At 51.7% G+C, this 18,650-nt stretch carries 18 protein-coding genes; 7 read left to right on the forward strand and 11 right to left on the reverse strand.

Annotated features, from left to right (window positions below; all coding sequences use genetic code 11):
* Nucleotides 1-21: 21 nt before the first annotated feature.
* The 3 genes from SAR116_RS09750 to SAR116_RS09760 form a co-directional block, all read right to left on the reverse strand.
* Nucleotides 22-483: a transcriptional regulator gene (locus tag SAR116_RS09750; RefSeq protein WP_013046768.1), complete on the reverse strand. Its 462-nt coding sequence runs from the start codon at nt 481-483 to the stop codon at nt 22-24.
* Between the two features lie 3 nt (nt 484-486).
* Nucleotides 487-846: a DUF4258 domain-containing protein gene (locus tag SAR116_RS09755; RefSeq protein WP_013046769.1), complete on the reverse strand. Its 360-nt coding sequence runs from the start codon at nt 844-846 to the stop codon at nt 487-489.
* 173 nt (nt 847-1,019) lie between these two features.
* The gene (locus SAR116_RS09760; RefSeq protein ID WP_013046770.1) at nt 1,020-3,905 is read right to left on the reverse strand and encodes an ATP-dependent DNA helicase; all 2,886 of its coding nucleotides are present in this window, start codon (nt 3,903-3,905) and stop codon (nt 1,020-1,022) included.
* 119 nt (nt 3,906-4,024) lie between these two features.
* Between SAR116_RS09760 and SAR116_RS09765 the strand changes: the two genes are divergently transcribed.
* Both SAR116_RS09765 and SAR116_RS09770 read left to right on the forward strand, forming a co-directional pair.
* Nucleotides 4,025-5,656: a lysine--tRNA ligase gene (locus SAR116_RS09765; RefSeq protein WP_049757524.1), complete on the forward strand. Its 1,632-nt coding sequence runs from the start codon at nt 4,025-4,027 to the stop codon at nt 5,654-5,656.
* The gene (locus SAR116_RS09770; RefSeq protein WP_013046772.1) at nt 5,653-6,738 is read left to right on the forward strand and encodes a quinone-dependent dihydroorotate dehydrogenase; all 1,086 of its coding nucleotides are present in this window, start codon (nt 5,653-5,655) and stop codon (nt 6,736-6,738) included. Before SAR116_RS09765 ends, SAR116_RS09770 begins: the two co-directional genes overlap by 4 nt.
* Here the strand turns inward: SAR116_RS09770 and SAR116_RS09775 are convergent.
* On the reverse strand, nt 6,704-7,069 hold the full coding sequence (locus SAR116_RS09775; RefSeq protein ID WP_013046773.1) for a ribbon-helix-helix domain-containing protein: 366 nt from the start codon (nt 7,067-7,069) through the stop codon (nt 6,704-6,706). The genes SAR116_RS09770 and SAR116_RS09775 overlap by 35 nt on opposite strands.
* A gap of 220 nt (nt 7,070-7,289) precedes the next feature.
* Here SAR116_RS09775 and rpmB point away from each other — a divergent pair, with 220 nt between their 5' ends.
* Nucleotides 7,290-7,577: a 50S ribosomal protein L28 gene (gene rpmB / locus SAR116_RS09780; RefSeq protein WP_013046775.1), complete on the forward strand. Its 288-nt coding sequence runs from the start codon at nt 7,290-7,292 to the stop codon at nt 7,575-7,577.
* Nucleotides 7,578-7,649: 72 nt separating this feature from the next.
* On the opposite strand, the gene cobT is transcribed toward rpmB, so the two are convergent.
* The 3 genes from cobT to SAR116_RS09795 are packed head-to-tail and all read right to left on the reverse strand — an operon-like array spanning nt 7,650 to nt 11,174.
* Nucleotides 7,650-9,512, reverse strand: a complete 1,863-nt coding sequence (gene cobT, locus SAR116_RS09785; protein WP_013046776.1) for a cobaltochelatase subunit CobT — start codon at nt 9,510-9,512, stop codon at nt 7,650-7,652.
* A gap of 43 nt (nt 9,513-9,555) precedes the next feature.
* Nucleotides 9,556-10,563: a cobaltochelatase subunit CobS gene (gene cobS / locus SAR116_RS09790; RefSeq protein ID WP_013046777.1), complete on the reverse strand. Its 1,008-nt coding sequence runs from the start codon at nt 10,561-10,563 to the stop codon at nt 9,556-9,558.
* 35 nt (nt 10,564-10,598) lie between these two features.
* Nucleotides 10,599-11,174, reverse strand: a complete 576-nt coding sequence (locus SAR116_RS09795; RefSeq protein ID WP_013046778.1) for a J domain-containing protein — start codon at nt 11,172-11,174, stop codon at nt 10,599-10,601.
* A 64-nt stretch (nt 11,175-11,238) separates the two neighbouring features.
* Here SAR116_RS09795 and SAR116_RS09800 point away from each other — a divergent pair, with 64 nt between their 5' ends.
* On the forward strand, nt 11,239-11,499 hold the full coding sequence (locus SAR116_RS09800) for a BolA family protein (RefSeq protein WP_013046779.1): 261 nt from the start codon (nt 11,239-11,241) through the stop codon (nt 11,497-11,499).
* 12 nt (nt 11,500-11,511) lie between these two features.
* On the opposite strand, the gene SAR116_RS09805 is transcribed toward SAR116_RS09800, so the two are convergent.
* From SAR116_RS09805 to SAR116_RS09820, 4 genes are read right to left on the reverse strand one after another with little or no spacing between them, the layout of a single operon-like run.
* On the reverse strand, nt 11,512-12,075 hold the full coding sequence (locus SAR116_RS09805) for a DUF2889 domain-containing protein (RefSeq protein WP_013046780.1): 564 nt from the start codon (nt 12,073-12,075) through the stop codon (nt 11,512-11,514).
* Nucleotides 12,076-12,093: 18 nt separating this feature from the next.
* A complete protein-coding gene (locus SAR116_RS09810) occupies nt 12,094-13,356 on the reverse strand; it encodes an HlyC/CorC family transporter (RefSeq protein WP_041860901.1) in 1,263 nt (420 codons plus the stop codon).
* Between the two features lie 10 nt (nt 13,357-13,366).
* Nucleotides 13,367-14,467, reverse strand: a complete 1,101-nt coding sequence (aroB, locus tag SAR116_RS09815; RefSeq protein ID WP_013046782.1) for a 3-dehydroquinate synthase — start codon at nt 14,465-14,467, stop codon at nt 13,367-13,369.
* A 7-nt stretch (nt 14,468-14,474) separates the two neighbouring features.
* Nucleotides 14,475-15,212 (reverse strand): shikimate kinase, encoded by a 738-nt coding sequence (locus tag SAR116_RS09820; RefSeq protein ID WP_013046783.1) that lies wholly within the window; start codon nt 15,210-15,212, stop codon nt 14,475-14,477.
* A 161-nt stretch (nt 15,213-15,373) separates the two neighbouring features.
* On the opposite strand from SAR116_RS09820, the gene SAR116_RS13750 reads away from it, so the two are divergent.
* The 3 genes from SAR116_RS13750 to SAR116_RS09830 all read left to right on the forward strand — a co-directional run bounded on the left by SAR116_RS13750 (nt 15,374) and on the right by SAR116_RS09830 (nt 18,642).
* Complete coding sequence (locus tag SAR116_RS13750; protein WP_190275440.1) at nt 15,374-15,511, forward strand: hypothetical protein; 138 nt, start codon at nt 15,374-15,376, stop codon at nt 15,509-15,511.
* A complete protein-coding gene (locus SAR116_RS09825) occupies nt 15,492-17,645 on the forward strand; it encodes a hypothetical protein (RefSeq protein ID WP_013046784.1) in 2,154 nt (717 codons plus the stop codon). Before SAR116_RS13750 ends, SAR116_RS09825 begins: the two co-directional genes overlap by 20 nt.
* Before the next feature lie 61 nt (nt 17,646-17,706).
* Nucleotides 17,707-18,642 carry a tyrosine recombinase gene (locus SAR116_RS09830; RefSeq protein ID WP_013046785.1) on the forward strand — a complete coding sequence of 312 codons (936 nt, stop codon included), beginning with the start codon at nt 17,707-17,709 and terminating at the stop codon, nt 18,640-18,642.
* Nucleotides 18,643-18,650: the final 8 nt, after the last annotated feature.

The raw sequence follows: 18,650 nt of genomic DNA on the forward strand, positions 1-18,650 counted from the left end.
CCGGTTTTTGTTTGGGGTAACCTAGGCCGCAGATTGATAGGGGTTATTGGCGTCAGCGACCCGCCTGATTTTGATCTGGTTTTGCGATGCCTGTGGTGTGACCAACGCACTTAGTTCTGTAATACCATATGATAACGTGATGCTAAGTTGATCGCGCGCTATTTGGCGCAATGTCATGTCCTGTGTTGGTTCAATTGGGCATTCATCACGCTCCCACCGTCCCACTGACTGTGTATCGCGATGAAGCAGTTTAGCCAATTGCGCCTGTGTCATACCTATTTCTGTGCGCAGAAAGCGAATTTCAGCGCCGCTTAGTGCGCCACTTTGGTTTATCAGCCCTTCGGCAATCGCTCTATGAAGCATGCCAACAGCGGGTATCTGGATGATCTTTTCACCGTCATCATCGACTATATCAAAGTCGGCATCGGCAACGATGACATTATCCAGCCCGCATTCGGTATAGTGATAATCTTGTGTATTCATTTTTTACTCCAACATCCCTGATGGATTTCGCATGGGGTACTCATCTTTCCAAAATATCGTGATAAATTTTATCATCTTTGTGTCAAAATCTGGAACGATCACAACGACTAAACTCCGGTTATGTGAATTAGGGGTTTTGCCTTCGACCTTATATTTCCAGAATCCATCTTGCGATGATTTTTCAGCATCATCATAAACATATCCAAATTTCAAAAGATATCTGACATCAGCAACAATCAAATTTCGTTTCGCAAGTTGTTCCTTAAAATGAACTCGCTGTATCCAAGTCGTAAGATCATTTGCTGCCAACTTCCAAACCATCTTGGTTGCGCGCGCTGGGGTAAGTGCCGTGGGTTTCGTCATCAATAGCTTCTGCGTATGATTTCATGGGCTAAACACCAGCATTATAATCAAATAAAAGTATCATGGTGATATATATCATGATGATATATAGAAGCAATTAGAATGCTGTGTCAAGCCTATTTAAAACGATGGCGAGCGCAACGTAGTTTACCGCTTGGCTAAATTATTAATTGTCACTCTCCCAAAAAATCCCTGGTGCGGGCGATCGCTTCGGCAAGGCCGACACGCTGCACCTCGACATCGGGTGGAAAGGCTGTCGTCAGGCGGGTTGGCAGGCGGCTATCGAGCATCACGAAAACACCGCGATCAGTATCTCGGCGAATCAGGCGGCCAAAGGCCTGACGCAACTTCAATCGTGCCAGTCGTTCAGTCCAGGCATCGCGGCCTTGCCATTTGGCACGCGCCTGAAATAACAGGTCACTGCGTGGCCACGGCATGCGGTCAAACACGATCATCCGCAATGCCGCCCCGGGGACATCAATGCCATCGCGCACGGCATCAGTACCTAGCAGACATGATTCGGCCTCTTCGCGGAACATCTGCAACAGGGTTTGCAAATTCATCTTGTCTATATGCTGGGCATAGAGGGGCAGACCTGCCGCTTCCAGCCGTGCCAATAGGTCTGGATGCACGGCTTTTAGGCGCCGCACTGCTGTAAACAGCCCCAAGGCACCGCCGCCTGATGCCTGCATCAAGCCCGCCATTGCCGCCGCCGTTGCCGAGGGGCGGTCACGCACCACATCATTGACGACAAAAATACGTGTCTGATTGGCATAATCAAAGGGCGAGCTGAAAGCTGCCCGCAATGTCGGATGTGCCAGATGTGCCGCCCCCGTCAGCGCCAAGGCCGAAGCCCAGCCGTCGGCGGCAACCGTATTGTCACGCGCACTGTCTTTTGTCGCGGCTTCCTTTTCGGCTTGGCTGCGTTTGGGCTGGGCGTAATCCTGCAAGGTTGCCGACGTGATCGCCACCCCATGTGCCCCATCCAGCACCTCAGCGGTAAAGGGAATGGTAGGATCAAGCCAATGGCGGGCATAGCCAACATCACGATCCTGACCTTCGATCCGGTCAATCTGCAACCAGTCAACAAAGCCATCACGTTGGCCATCGCGCACATCACCCAGCATCAGCTGCCAGGCATTAACCGGCCCTGCCGCGCGTAGCTCTAAACCGCGAATGGCGCCCTCGATCCGCGCGCGTGCAGCGCTGTCCAGCTCATCGACTTTATCATCAAGCAAGGCTTTGAGTCGTTTTGCCAGATTGTTAAGCGGCACCAGCAGATGGTGCAGTCGATCGGCAAATTCATTGGCCGATGTTAATAAATCATCCGACGCTGGATGTAGTTCACTTTGCAGATCATATTGGCTTTCGGGGTCAGCCGCGCGCGCATATAGGCTGTTGCGCACATGCATGAAAAAGGCCTCGGCTGGTCCCATTGGTTGAAAAGCGGATAAACGCTTCTGCCAGCCCTGACCAGGCAGGTCACGGGCAAATTCAAGGGCGGCTTCGAGATCGGCTTTTGCCGCATCGTCGCCCGCAATCAGATCTTCAAGCCGACGTTTCAATCCACGTGCACGCCCCCGTCGTCCATCTTCAGCACCACGAATCCAATGTCGTAATTCGGCTGTTTCACCAGCGCTTAGATAGGCCGAAAAGGCACTATCAGCCGCGTCAAATACGTGATGCCCCTCATCAAATACATAGCGTGTAGGCCGCCGCCGGTCATCATTGCTGGCATAGGCGGCATGGATCATAACCAGCGCATGATTGGTGACAACAATATCGGCACGTTTGGCGCTGCGGGTCGATTTTTCAACAAAGCATTTGTTATAATGCGCACAGGCGGCATGCACGCATTCACCGCGCCGGTCAGCCAGACCAACCGTCTGTGCGCGTCCTAGCAGATCCATTAGCCATGCGGGAAAGCTGGCACCTGTCAGATCGCCGTCACTTGTTGCCCCTGCCCAACGCGCCATCAAGCCCAAAGCGGTGGCGTTACGTGGTTGCCCCGGCATTGTCCCTAGGGCTTCTTCCAGATTAAGTAGGCATAGATAATTTTCCCGGCCTTTGCGCAAGACAACCTTTTGTGCATGCGTTTCGGCATTCGGATATAGTCGCGTCAGCTCTGCCGCTATCTGATGTTGAAGCGTACGTGTATAGGTCGAAATCCATACGGCGGCGCCATTTTTTTCTGCCCATAGGGATGCAGGTGCCAGATAGCCTAATGTCTTGCCTGTACCAGTGCCCGCTTCGGCAAGCACCAATGTTGGTGCTGGTCCGGCATCTGGCCGGTCAAAGCTGGCGGCGATGGCGGCGGCATAATCGGACTGGCTTTCACGCATTTCTGCGCTATGTCCGAGCATATCCTGAAGCCGTTCGCGGGCGGCATCTGGCAAAACAGGTTGCGTGCCGGGATCGATCTGTGGCGTGTAATCGGTATATTCGGGTAGACGGTTCCAGATCGCTGCATTGCGTCCGTCGGGTGGCTCTGGCTTCTGGGGTGCTAGGCCTAGATGCGATAGCACAATAGGCCCCCATGTCCAGCCGCCAGCTGTCATCATGGCAGCAATTTCACCCGCTTCCTTTCGCGCTGGTGGCGGCGCGCCGGCCAGTTCATCAAGCAGCATAAAGGCAATCTGCGGCAAAAGCGCCGCCATGGCGTCACCGCTTTGTGGCCGTGCTAGCCCCAATTGCGAGGCCAGCCCGACAGGTGTTGGCAGACAGAAACGCGCAGGCCGCACAAAGGCGAATAATTCCATGATATCAAGCGCACGGGCGATGTCTGTGCCTGCCCGGGCGCTACTCCACCGACGATGGCATAATAGCACTGTTTTTTGGCCAAGCTTATGGCTTAACGCGGTGCGATCCAACTCGGCAATCTCGCCATTCTCCGAAATCCAGATCAGATGTGATCCATGCGGATAGAACACAGGCGCACTGTGTAATTCGGGAATTTCATTGGGATTTGACGAGAAGATATCCTGCATGACTCTATTGATATAGACCGCCACGCCAGTACAATCTAGCCTCGTGGGGGTAGATAGGCGTGAAAACCGCATTTTATCCCATTGTCAGGCATTGTGATCGCGCTTGACCTTACCCAAGGCTTTGCCTAGCTTGGCGACAGTTTGATTGCGTCCTCACATTGCTGGCGACGCTATGTTAAAAAGAGCATCTGATGACGAATGTGAATGAAATGATGGATATTGCCCGCAATGCCAAAGCCTGGCCGTTTGCCGAAGCCGTGATGCTGGCGAAGCGGTTGGATAAAATGGGCGGCCCCAAAAAGGACAGCGTCATTTTTGAAACTGGTTATGGCCCATCTGGCCTGCCGCATATAGGCACTTTTGGCGAGGTGGTTCGTACCAGCATGGTGCGACATGCTTTTGAAACACTTACAGGAGCCACAACCCGCCTGATTTGCTTTTCCGATGACCTTGATGGGTTTCGCAAGATTCCCGATAATATTCCGAATCCCGAACAGCTGACGCCATATCTGCACATGCCGCTGACCAAGGTGAAAGACCCATTTGGCACAGCGTCATCCTTTGGGGCGCATAATAATGAGGCCTTACAGGCGTTTCTTGATTCATTCGGGTTTGACTATGAATTTGTCAGTTCGACCGACTGTTATACATCCGGCATGTTTGACGATGCGCTACGTGATATGCTGGCGCATTATGATGATATCATGAAGATCATGTTGCCAACATTGGGGGCAGAACGTCAAGCCACCTACAGCCCGTTCTTTCCGATCTGCCCGGACACTGGCCGCGTGCTACAAGCCAAGGTGATTGCCCAGGATGTGGCCAATGACAGCATTACCTATCTGCATCCAGAAACAGGCGAAGAGAAAACAAGTCTGGTGACAGGTGGCCATTGTAAATTGCAGTGGAAATGTGACTGGGCGATGCGCTGGTATGCGTTGGGTGTCGATTATGAAATGAATGGCAAGGATCTGACTGATTCGGTCACGCAATCATCCAAGATTGTGCGTGCCCTTGGTGCCATACCGCCTGCCGGTCTGACCTATGAACTGTTTCTGGATGCGAATGGTGAAAAGATTTCAAAGTCGAAAGGCAATGGTCTGTCGATTGACGAGTGGCTTCGTTACGGCAGTCCAGAAGCATTGTCATTATTCATGTATGCCCAGCCAAAACGCGCGAAACGCCTGCATTTTGATGTGATCCCAAAGACCGTTGATGAATATTACCAGCATCTTGGCAAGATCACCGAACAGGATGTCGCGGCGCAGATTGAAAATCCAGTCTGGCATATTCATAGTGGTGTGCCAGAAGCCGCCACCCTGCCGCTGACCTTTACCTTGCTGTTGAATCTGGCGGCGGTGTGCCACGCCGAGGATTCATCAGTGGTGTGGGCTTATGTAAGCGACTATGCCGAAGGGGTCAGTGCTGATACACATCCGGCTCTTGACCGGATGATCGACTATGCGGTGAATTATTATCAGGATCTGGTTAGGCCAACAAAAACCTATCGTCTGCCTAGCGCGGCCGAAAGCGTACATCTTCAAACACTGGCCGATGCCATTCGGGATTTGCCAGATGATGCGCCTGCCGAAGATATCCAGTCGGCGGTCTATGCAACGGGTAAACAGGCTGAATATGAAAATCTGCGTAGCTGGTTTGTTTGTCTTTACGAAGTTTTGCTTGGCCAATCAGAAGGGCCACGCATGGGTTCATTTTTTGCGCTTTATGGACGTGATAAATCGTTACAGCTTATCAATGATGCGCTGGCTGGCACATTGGCTGGCACACCAGCGGATCAGACATCAGCAGGGGACGCCCATTGATCTGGCGTCTTGCCGCATCTGCCGCCCGTCTATTGCCACCTGAAGCGGCGCATGTAGCGGCGGTCAAAACATTACAAGCCAATATTGGCCCACGCCCGCATGTGCCGTCTTTGCCCGTGTCGCTTGCAGGTCTAGATTTTGCCAACCCATTAGGTGTTGCGGCAGGCTTTGATAAAAATGCGGCCTGTTACAAGGGCGCGATGGGACTGGGTTTTGGTCATGTCGAGGTCGGGACTATCACCCCGCTTGCCCAGCCCGGAAATCCAAAGCCACGTGTGTTTCGGTTATCCAAGGATGCGGCGGTTATTAACCGCTATGGGTTTAACAGTCAGGGTATGGAGGTTGCGGCGGCGAATCTGGCGCGCGTGCGTGACTATACGGGCATTTTGGGCGTAAATGTCGGTGCAAATAAGACCAGTCCAAACCCCACCGATGATTATCGGGTTGCGGTTGCCTGTCTTGCGCGCTTTGCCGATTATGTGACCTTGAATATTTCCTCGCCCAATACGCCGGGCTTGCGTGATTTGCAAACCCAGCAACATCTGGCCGCCTTGCTTGATGCGGCGCGGACAGGCATGCAGGAAGCCGGTGTAACACGCCCGCTTTTTTTGAAAATCGCCCCTGATCTTGAACAGGCTGATCTAGAGTTGATTGTCGATCACTGCGTATCGGCCGGGGTACATGGTATTATTGCGACCAATACCACAATAAGCCGCCCTGATAGTTTGCGAGACCGACAGGCATCACAGACTGGCGGCCTTTCCGGACAGCCATTATTCACCATGGCGACGGATATCTTGTCGCGAATCGTTCAGCTTGGTAAGGGCCGCATAGGCGTTATTGGTGTTGGCGGCGTCGCGCATGGATGGCAGGCCTATGCCAAAATTCTGGTTGGTGCCGATCTTGTCCAGCTTTATTCAGGGCTGGCACTGGACGGGCCCTTGATTGCAAGCCGTATTTTGCATGAACTTGCCATCTTGCTAGACAAGGATGGCGTCAGCACCGTTGGCGCAATATGTGGGACAATACCTGATCCACAAGCTGCTATCAGACACGCTTTTCGTTGCGCGCAAACCGGTTGAAGGCTGACCTTAGATTATCACTTATCACATGATTGATAGGGCTTTTTGCAGTCTTTGGTGCTGATAGAATGGCAGGCTCAGACTGTTGTTTTTTCGATCTATTTTCATATGAGGTCGCCAAAAGCCTGAAATAGAATAACGTGACAATCCGCATTGACGAGGCAAGGCTGGAAAATTGCCGGCGTTTATCAATTTCCTGGCAAAAAGAGTCCAGATCAATTGATTCGCGCCGCAGAATATCTGAAATACAATCCCAGATATAGGGTTCCAGAACAATTGTGGTGCGTAGATGTGCTAGTCGTATATTTCGTTTTTGTCGCTTTTGTATCATGTGATCTCACCATTTTTGCCCATTTGGATTATTTCTTTGAATAATTTTAGACTAAAAGGATTAATAAAAAGCTAAGCGCGGCAATCAAAATATCCTTTAGCGAATGGGACTGATTTGTTTTGACACTTGACGTTAGAGCATAGCTAGCCTATACCCACGCATCACTTCGGCGTGATCATGCACGTCGGTTTGACCTTTTTGAAAAATACCGAGGCTTATCATGGCTAAACGCTGTCAAATCACTGGTAAAACCGTTATGGCTGGCAACAATGTCAGTCACGCTAACAACCGCACGCGCCGCCGGTTCCTTCCGAACCTTCAGCAGGCCAGCATGCAAAGCGAAATCCTTGATCGCAAAATCAGTCTGCGTATTTCAACCAGTGCCATCCGTACGGTTGAAAAGCATGGCGGTATTGATGCGTTTTTGATGCAGGCACGTAATTCTGAACTGGCTGATGAGGCGCGTTCGCTAAAACGCGAAATGATGGCCGTTCAAGCCAAGTCATAGTTTCGATCTTCATATCAAATAAAACCCCGCTTCTGGCGGGGTTTTTTTTGGGTCTATATTTATATAAACTGGTTAAGCAACTTTTTTACCGCGCCGTATTGTGTCTTCGTCAAATAGGTCGGTAAGCTGTCCAACAACGGCACCACCAAGCTGATCAACATCAGTAATTGTGACCGCACGCCGATAATAGCGGGTAACGTCATGTCCGATGCCGATAGCCAGCAATTCAATAGGCGACCGCCCTTCAATATAGGCAATGACCTCGCGCAGGTGCCGTTCCAGATAACTGCCGCTATTAACCGACAAGGTGGAATCATCAACCGGGGCGCCATCGGAAATGACCAGCATGATTCGGCGGTCTTCGTTGCGGCCAAGCAAACGCTCATGCGCCCATAACAGGGCTTCGCCATCGATATTTTCTTTCAGAATGCCTTCACGCAACATCAGCCCCAGTGATTTACGCGCGCGCCGCCATGGCACATCGGCTGGCTTATAAATAATATGGCGCAGATCATTCAGGCGGCCTGGTGCGGCTGGTTTGCCAGCCTGTTGCCATAATTCGCGTGACTGGCCCCCTTTCCATGCGCGTGTGGTAAAGCCAAGAATTTCGACCTTTACACCACAGCGTTCGAGGGTGCGTGCCAGAATATCGGCGGTGACGGCGGCAATCGTGATGGGACGCCCGCGCATTGATCCGGAATTATCCAGCAACAAGGTCACAACCGTATCGCGGAATTTGGTATCTTGTTCCTGCTTATAGGATAGGGCGCTCAAAGGCTGGGTTACAACCCGATGTAATTTCGCCGCATCCAGAATGCCTTCTTCAAGATCAAAATCCCAAGACCGGTTCTGATGTGCCATCAATTTACGCTGTAGCCGGTTGGCCAGTTTGCCAACCACCGATGTCACATTTTCCATATGGCGGTCTAGCATTGTACGAAGACGATCAAGTTCTTCCGGATCGCACAGGTCGGCAGCTGAAACAATTTCGTCAAACTTGGTTTCAAATGTACGGTAGCTATCATCGGCAGTGCCGCGATTGGCATTATGACCAGTCATATCTGAATTTGGTGAATCGCCATCGGACATGCCTTCTTCGGCGCCGTCGGCTTCGCCCATTTCGCCTTCTTGCGACGAACCGGAATCGCCCGCATCATCCATGGACTGGCTATCGTCACCTTCGGATTGGTCTTCGCCAACAGCCGACTGCTCGCCATCCTGATCGCTCTGGCTGTCCCCACTATCATCCTCATCACTACCTTCGTCGGCGTCATCATCCGGATTTGAAGACGCATCACCAAGATCGGTTTCTAAAGCCCCGATCAGGCGCCGTGAGATTTCGGCAAACTGGCTTTGATCATCAATATTGGCTTCTAGTTGATCCAGCAGATCACCAGCCCGTGATTTTACCCATGGGCGCCATAAATCCATCACCATAGATAGAGTCTGTGGCGGCGGCGCGCCGGTCAACTCTTCGCGCAGTAACAGGCGTACAACTTCGGCGATACCCGCTTCATCAGCGCTGCCTGGCGCTTCGATCTGGCGGGTTTCATATCGTTGGTTCAAGGCGGCGGTTAGATTGGCACCAACGCCAGCAAGATCGTTCGCACCAATGGCTTCGACGCGGGCGCGCTCGGCTGATTCGAAAATAGCGCGTGCGCCATCAGGATTCGGACAATGTTTCTTATGTGTCTTTGGATCATGATGGGCAATCCACAAAGCCGCACCATCGGCAGCCCCCCGCAAGCTTGCTTTCTGGGCGGCGGTGGCTGTTGGGGGCAAGGCGGGCAGGCGCACATCATCCGTGCCGACATGCGTATCAGTGCCTGCATAGGTAACCTGACATTCCTTGACACCTGCCACCGCCCGCAAGGCTGCTGCATTGGATTTCAGGAATTGGGCTTCCTTGTCAAATTTGGGATCGTGATCTGGCATGATGCGTCCTGACTATTGGATCCATGAGCGATAGGAAAAAGAACTAGCTTGCATTGGCCTGACGGACAGGCGCTTCAGGCAAATCAATGCCAAAGCAACGCTGATAATATTCGGCCACGGTAGGACGCTCAATTTCATCACATTTATTCAAAAAGCTCAGCCGGAACGCCAGTGTCATATCGCCAAAAATGCTTGTATTCTCGGCCCAGGTGATCACCGTACGTGGCGACATAACTGTCGATAGATCGCCTGACATAAAGCCCTTGCGGGTCAGGTCGGCCATGCGCACCATCTTGTTCAGTGTTTCACTGCCTTTGGCATCAGCATATTCGGGTAATTTGGCTTTGACGATGCCGACTTCATCATCATGTGGCAGATAGTTCAATGTCGAGACAATCGACCAGCGATCCATCTGCCCCTGATTGATCTGCTGGGTGCCATGATAAAGACCAGTTGTATCACCTAGGCCAACGGTATTGGCGGTAGCGAAAAGGCGAAAATTAGGATGTGGATGAATCACCTTGTTACTGTCCAGCAAGGTCAGCTTGCCATCAACTTCCAGCACCCGCTGAATCACGAACATCACATCGGCACGGCCAGCATCATATTCGTCAAATACAAGCGCCACTGGATTCTGTAATGCCCAAGGCAGAATACCCTCGCGGAATTCGGTGACCTGTTTGCCATCGCGAAGCACAATCGCGTCTTTACCAATGAGATCAATCCGGCTTATATGGCTGTCCAGATTGATGCGGATACATGGCCAGTTCAGCCGTGCGGCAACCTGTTCGATATGGGTTGATTTACCCGTACCATGATAGCCCTGAATCATGACCCGACGGTTAAAACCAAAACCAGCCAGAATGGCTAGCGTCGTATCTGTATCAAATTGATAGGTTTCATCCTTGACCGGCACATAGTCCGATCCTTGGCTAAATGCCGGAACCTGCATGTCAACATCGATACCGAACACATCACGCGCATTCACAGTGATATCTGGCGCAGCTAGGGGATGTGCAGATGCAGACACGATTTTTGACTCATTTGACATGGCGGGATTCACTCCTGGGCAAAATAATGGGGTCTTTATTGTGCGGCGGGTTTGCCGCTACTTTCAATAGATTTACAAATAAGCGCATAGGCCAGATTAATATCTTTTAGCCGTTCTTCGGCACCCGCGTCACCCCTATTTTTATCAGGGTGATTTTGTTTGGCTAATTGCTTGTATTGACGCTTTACGATTTCAATATCATCAATGGGCTCTAATTGCATCACTCGCCATGCCTGTCTTTCTTCCTTGCTGAGCTGGCGCGTGGTTTTGGTGCCATCACGATTTTCAAAATCGAACAACCCCATAACATCATCAAACACCTGATCCGAAGGCTGGCCAGTGGCAAATTTCCAGCTTGGGCGCTCCCATGTTGTGGCGTGGCGGATTTCGGCTTCGAGCGCTGCCCCTTGCAAACCTTCATAATAATTCCAGGCCCGGTTATAGGCGCGCACATGATCCAGACAGAACCAGATATAATCACGCAAGGCGTTGCGTGATTTCGGGGCCCGGTGAATGCCTTCTTGCATACAGCTGTCTGCCGCACATTGCCGTGTATGTGCAGACTCATCATCGTCAGGCAGATTGATATCTGGTATAGAGGATCGTGTCATAATAGTATCCAGTATAAACCAACAAAACCGCCAATCAAGGCATCCCCCTCATTGGAGATAACACATGACCAAAGCCGAGGCTATAGCTGCTAAATTGAAAACTGCTTTGCAGACTGATTTTATCGAAGTTTTAGACGTCAGTCATGAACATGCGGGACATGGCGGCTGGCGCGAAGGTGGTGAAACACATTTCAAACTAACCATCACGTCGCCGCAATTTAACGGAAAAAGCCGTGTGCAACAGCATCGAATGGTTAACAATCTGCTTGCCGATGAGCTGGCAAACGGAATTCACGCGCTGGAAATGCATCTGTCAGCTAGCTAGCCGTTCTCCACCTTATGGCGCCGTATCATCGGCATAGCCAACACAACTGTTGCGCAAGGCTGCATTTGCGCGTTGTGTATCTTTGTCACTGAGCTGTCCGGTTTCACGACGCTGACGGGCTTCTTCGCCATAACGGGTTTGAAAGGCGATTGTTGCTACGGGCCCCATCAGTTCGGTGATATGCGTACAGCCATGCCGACCACCAATTGCGGCCATCATCCGGCGACGCCATCCGGGGCCAATCTGCAAACCAGCCAGATCGGCAAACACATCATTTGCTACCGGACAGATTTCATAAGGGCCTGCCAGCGTCACCGCTTCGGCTGATTGGATGACCATATCATTATTGATGGTGATTCGGACATGCATGTGATGCACAGGCTGGTCGGGTGTTACCATGCCGCGAAAATCACTAGGGAAAGAATAGGTCTTGTGATCGGTCAGTTCGGCCTCGATATCATATAGCCCGTCGGTACGTAAAAACCCGTTCACGGTGATTTTGCGTTGATGCCGTTTTTCGCGCGCAACAGGTGCACTTAGAGCTGTGGGGCGTTTGCCGTCATAAATTGATGTCATGGCATCACCTATATTGGTTTAATGTGACCATAGCCGCAGACTAGTGATCCGGTTGCCATCACGTTTGACCACACGGAAACGAATATTGTGAAACCGGAATTCCTGTCCAGGCATTGGGATTGTGCGGCTTTCAAACAGCACAAGTCCGGCCAATGTCGAGGCGTCTTCATCTGGCAATTGCCAGCCAAGCGCACGGTTCAGATCGCGGATTGTAACACTGCCATCGACCAGCCATGACCCATCGGCCTGCGGGGTCAGGCCAGGCAGGTCGATATCATGCTCGTCATCAATGTCACCAACGATTTCTTCCAGAATATCTTCCAGCGTGACAATGCCACGAAAATCGCCATATTCGTCAACCACAACAGCAAAATGTTCGCGCCGGCTCCGGAATGACTGCAACTGGTCAAACAACAAGGTTGTTTCGGGAATAAAATAGGCTGGGCTAGCAATATCCTGGACAAATTTGTTGCCATTGCCGTTTTCACTCACATTTTCACCAAGATGGCCGATTGAGCGCAGCAGGTCCTTTACATGCAAAACGCCGATAATATTGTCTGATGTGCCGGCAAAGACCGGATGGCGTGTATGTGGTGATTCCAGAACCCGGCGTAAAATATCATCAAGATCATCTTCGGCATTGATCATGTTGACACTACCACGGTGCGTCATGATCTGTTCGACGGTCAATTCGTTCAGATCAAGGATCGACGACAGCATCGCCTGGGTTTCACGATCATCATCGTCACCATCAGCGCCATGCAGTTCGATCAGTCCCCTTAACTCCTCTTCACGATCTGTATCCTCATCCGATCTGGCGCGGATTGTTATTGACGCAAGCCAGCGAATGGCAAGCGCCAGCGGGCTTAATGCCAGCACCACAATGCGGATCACTGGTGCGATGGTCAGCGCATAACGGTCAGCATAGGTCAGGGCATATGTCTTTGGCATCACTTCGGCAAACACAACCAACAGTACAGTCATGGTTATTGTTGCCCAAAGCAGGCCAGCCTCACCATAAAGGGTGATGAAAAGGGATGTAGCAATCGCCGATGCAAGCACATTGACCGCGTTATTACCAATCAGGATCGCCCCGATCAGACCTTCACGATCTGCCCGCAAAGATTCAACAATTTTTGCATTCTTATTGCCTTTGGTTGCCAGCTGGCGCATCCGCGCATCCGAGGCGGCGGTCAAGGCGGTCTCGGCGCTGGAAAAGAATGCTGAAGCTAGAATCAGAATTACAATCAAGGCCGAGATAGTCCATAAACTATCGCTCATCACGGTATGCCTACTCCAATAAGGCTAAAACGGTTTCGGGCGGTACATCACCACTGACAAAAGCATCGCCAATCGATCTTACAAGAACAAAATGCATAGTGCCATCTTTGACCTTTTTATCATGTTTCATATGGCCAAGCAGGGTGTCTGCTGATGCACGTCCGGCTGGCAGATTTGATAATCCGCTTGGCAATCCGCTTGCTTCCAGCAAGGCTTTGCACCGGCCGGCATCCTGTCCATTACAAATATTAAGCGCAACTGACAGGTCAAAAGCAAGCCCCATACCAGCCGCAACAGCCTCGCCATGGAGCAATCGGCCATCATATTTGGCTTCAGCTTCAAAGGCGTGGGCAAAGGTATGCCCCAAATTCAGCAGGGCGCGTTGACCAGCTTCGCGTTCATCGGCTTCGACAATACGCGCTTTGGCGGCGCAAGATGTATAGACAGCATGCGCAATCGCCGCATCATCAAGCGCCAGCACATTTTGACCATTGGCCTCTAACCATTCGAAAAAGTCACGGTCGCCAAGCAAGCCATATTTAATCACTTCGGCAAAACCGGCGCACAGTTCACGTGGTGGCAGGCTAGCCAGAAGCGCCGTATCGGCAAGCACGGCTTTAGGCTGGTAAAACGCACCGATCAGATTTTTGCCTTTGGCCGCATTGACACCGGTTTTGCCACCAACCGAGCTATCGACCTGTGCCAGAAGCGATGTTGGGATCTGCACAAAATCGACGCCGCGCAACAGGCTGGCAGCTGCAAAGCCGGCCAGATCACCGATGACGCCGCCACCAAAAGCAATGAGCAGAACAGACCGATCGACGCCAAGCGCCAGTATATCATCAAGCAACCGCGCCAGCACCGACATCGACTTGCTGGTTTCGCCAGCTGGTACGGTCAAAGCGTCAATTTTGCGCGCCGTTTTGGTCAGGCTTGTCTGAAGCGAAGCAAGATGCAAAGCGGCAACCTGTTCGTCACTGATAATGACAATATGCCGGTCAGCGGCAATCGGGCCCAGAATATCGCCTGCTTGCGCCAGCAACCCAGGTCCGATGACGATGTTATAAGCGCGGTCACCAAGGCCAACTGTAAGCTGTGAGAGATTCTGCATATCGACCCTATGCGCCCTTAGATGTGCTTGAGATGGTTGACGTGTTAATGATGGCCAGCTTGTCGGCAATGGCATTCATGACTTTGGAAGCCGCTTGCCGTTTACTCAGGCCGTCAGTGTTCACATGCAGATGTGCCTGCTCGTAAAAAGGTGTCCTGACCTCATTCAGACGGGTCAGAATTTCAATGGGCGTTTCATTGCCTTGCTTCTGGCTATGTTTGTTATGCAAAAGTGGACGGCTATCTACATTGCCGATCCGGGACAATAAAGTTTCGGGTTTGGCTTTCAACCAGACAACCAGCGCTTTATCGCGCAATAATGACGCTGTGTCTGGTTGGCAAAAGGCACCGCCACCAGTGGCAATGACGGCGGGGGTGCCGCCAAGCAAAATCTCGATTTCACGATATTCCATTTCCCGGAATTTGTTCTCGCCCGCAAGATCAAAAATATCCGCAACGGTCACACCGGCCGCACGTTCGATGGCGGTATCGCTATCGGCAAACGGTATCTGGAACATCGCCGCCAGATTGCGCCCAACCATTGATTTACCGCATCCCATCAAACCGACCAGAGCGATAGGCCGTGTGATTGGGGGGCCGTTATAATTTTGCGTCAACGATCCTGCCATATTCTGCGGCTTTTGCACTTTTTGTTCCATAGTCTTTATTATACGCCCAGTTCTCGTCGAGGGGAATAGGCCAAGCATAGCGACAGCATCAGCTCTATCATTGGCTTTTAATGACATAGTTTTCCTGCATATGCAGGTCAAAAGTACAATAGGGTAGAAAATTTGCCCTATTAACGACATAATCTGGCAATACATACCTTATTACTGGATACCGGATTATAGGATATCGGGTTGTGGGAACAGTGAGCAGACAGTCTTACCCATGGGTTGGAGATAATATGATACGAATTGCTATTTTTTTGATTTTCTTCATCGGACTGGCGTCAGCCGGATTGATTGCCCTGTCAGGCTGGCAGATTCCGGCACCAACAGTTGTTGTTAATAAGGTTATTCCGAATGAAAATCTTCCGAAATAGTCAGTCTGTCGCGACGATAGGGATGCTGGTTGCGTTGACCTTATCGATGACGTCTTTGGCGTCACTGCAAGCCTTGGCGCAGGATAATAATAGCGCCAGTTCACCCAAGCCGTTAGATCTGATTTCGCTTGGCACCCCATCGACGCTGGCTGGCGATAATGAAAGTGAAGTCATTATTTATGACCCGTCACAAACATTATCAGATGGTGCTGATATGGGGGTTGCGCGTGCACCGTCATTAACTGTTGATGCTGATAGCCGGAATGTCTCAAGCCCTGTGACCGCGCAAGTGGACGAGCAAATGGATGTCATGGTGACGCAAGATACCACCGCCGACACCACAAAAGATGCCCCGCTTGATGCCGAAATTCAGACCTTGGCCGAAATTCAGACCTTGGCCGAAATTCAGACCTTGGAAAGTACCAGCGCTGCCTATGGCAGTGCCAAGCTTGGTCGGCGCAAGATTTCCGATATTGGGCTGGCTGCGATTGGCGTCAGTGATACAGCCCGCCAGAATAGTACCCTCGATAGTTTGATCTGGCGCGGGACACCAGCCAAAAACGCTGCCTTTCTGCTTGAAAATGGGGCTGTCGCCAACCAGTCACCAAGCTTATCGGCTTTGGCCTATGATGTTGTGGCCCGACAGTCAGTGCCGCCAATGGGTGCAAATATGATCGCTGGCGATCTGGTACGTGCGCGTTTGGCATGGCTGGCGCGCGCAGGCCGTTCAGACGATCTGGCCGTGCTTGTCGAACAGCTACCCGATAATGAAAAATGGGCAAGCTGGAAACGCTGGCTTGTCGAACACCATCTTATGAGCCGGCGTGATGATATTGCCTGTGCCACGGTGGCGGCGCAGATTGTGATAACGCTGGATCCATTCTGGCATCAGGCGAAAGTTATCTGTGATGCGGTTCAGGGCGATATGAGTTCGGCGCGCTTTGCCGCTGACGTGCTGGCGGCGACTGGCATGGGTGATCCGACCTTTATGGGTCTGGTTGACGAGTTATTTACTGGGACTGTGTTTGAGGATATCGATCCGACAACGCTGGATACAATTCACATTGTTCTGATGGAGGCTCTGCACCGTCCGATCCCGATTGAAGGGATCGCCATCATGCCACCACAAATGGCACAGACGATCACCTCGCTTCGTTATCTAAGCGATGATGCGCGAATGGTTTCGACCTATGACGGGTTGCAACGGGGTCTTGTGTCGCCGCGCGAAGCGGGTAAATTATGGCGCAGTGCTGGTGATAGTGAAGATAACCCGCAATCAGCTTTGGCCCGTCTTGATAGCGAGGTTAGTGCGCTGACCTCGGCAATGGCATGGCGTGCGCTTGATGTTGATGAAAGCAACGCGGTTTTTGGCTTGATCGTGGCGGCGATGAAACGCGAGATTGCGGCGGGCAATGGCAGTCTGATGTTACCACTTTATGCCGAGCTTGCCATCAATGCGCTTGAAGTGATGCAATCTCAAACCGCAGTCATGACACCGGTTGATGCGGTTTTGGACAATAATGCCACGCTGACATCGCCCGGGGCGAATGACAATGCGAGTATGACTGGTAATGCGGCTGTTACTGTGCCAACCGTAACAATGCCTGATGAAGCCGTGCTGGCTGATATTGATGTTCTGTTGGCCTTGGCTGATCCGGCAACGGTGCCTGCGATACTTGAGGCTAGCAATCCGATAGCCGATCATATTCGTACCTTGCTGACATTGAATGCAGGCGATGTATGGGATGCTGATACAATGCAGATGCTCGATACATGGCATCTGCAACCGCTTTTGCACGCCGCCGGCATAAACGCGCCGGATATATCCTGGTTTGATCTGCTCCAAAGTGGCACACATTCATCTTATAACCGCGAAAAACTATCGCCTGTTCTGTTACGTGCCTGTGGTGAAGCGGCCGCAAAGAAACGGGTTGCCGAAACCATCCTGCTGGCAAGCTGGTTGCTACAATCGACAGATTTCACCAATATTGATCCGGCTGATGCTGGCCTTGTGATCCAGCATTTGCGAGATGTTGGGCAGGATACAGTTGCGATGCGTCTGATGCGTGAAATTGCTAGGGCGCATCTTATGGCGCAATTTGTGGCTGGTGAACAGGATGCAGATGCAGGCTGATCAATATTCCAGACCATAGGGTGTGAAGCATAGGCATCCGGATAATAAGCGGGGTGACTTGTTGGATAAAACCGCATTAATCAATCCTGAAGATAACATTCATATCGAGGGATTTTTGCAGGCGTTATCGGCTGACCGTGCGTCGGCGGCGAATACGCTGGCGGCCTATCGGCGTGATTTGAATGATGTCGCGACTATTATGCAGGGGATTGATAAAACATTACATAATGCAACCGTTGATGATCTGCGACAGGCTATTCACGCTTGGCATCTGCGCCGTTTGTCGGCACGTTCGGTTGCACGGCGGCTTAGTGCCTTGCGGCAGTTCATGGGCTGGCTGGTCGAAGATAATATCCGCATCGATAATCCGATGCGCTGGATCGACAGCCCGTCGGTACCAGCACCAGCGCCCAAAAGCCTGACTGAAGCCGAGGTGATTGCCTTATTGAAAGCGGCAAATGCCCTTGAACCTGAGGCGGCGGCGGTACGGGCGCGAGCTATTCTGGAAATATTTTATGCCACCGGCTTGCGGGTCAGCGAAGTCGTCAAGCTTCAGGTTGCCCAATTCCGGCGGAATCCCGAAAGCCTGCTGGTGACAGGCAAAGGTGGCCGTGAACGTGTGGTGCCGCTGGGGGATGCGGCCAAAACCGCGGTACAATATTGGATCGAGATACGGGATCGCCATGCGGCGGCACTGATGTCGGATTATCTATTTCCAATGGGGGATGGGCCAATGACGCGTCACCAATTTGCCAGCTTGTTGAAATCACTGGCACTGGCTGCCGGAATCAACCCCGATCGGGTTAGTCCGCATGTGCTACGCCATTCCTTTGCAACACATATGCTCAATCGAGGTGCTGATTTGCGAAGTCTGCAAACGCTACTTGGTCATGCTGACATTACAACCACACAGATTTATACGGCGACACGCCCCGACCGGCTTGCTGGTCTGGTGGCTAGCGCACATCCCCTTGCCACAAAGACGCAAGATAGTTAATATATAAA

Source organism: Candidatus Puniceispirillum marinum IMCC1322 (genome assembly GCF_000024465.1).
Lineage (GTDB): Bacteria > Pseudomonadota > Alphaproteobacteria > Puniceispirillales > Puniceispirillaceae > Puniceispirillum > Puniceispirillum marinum.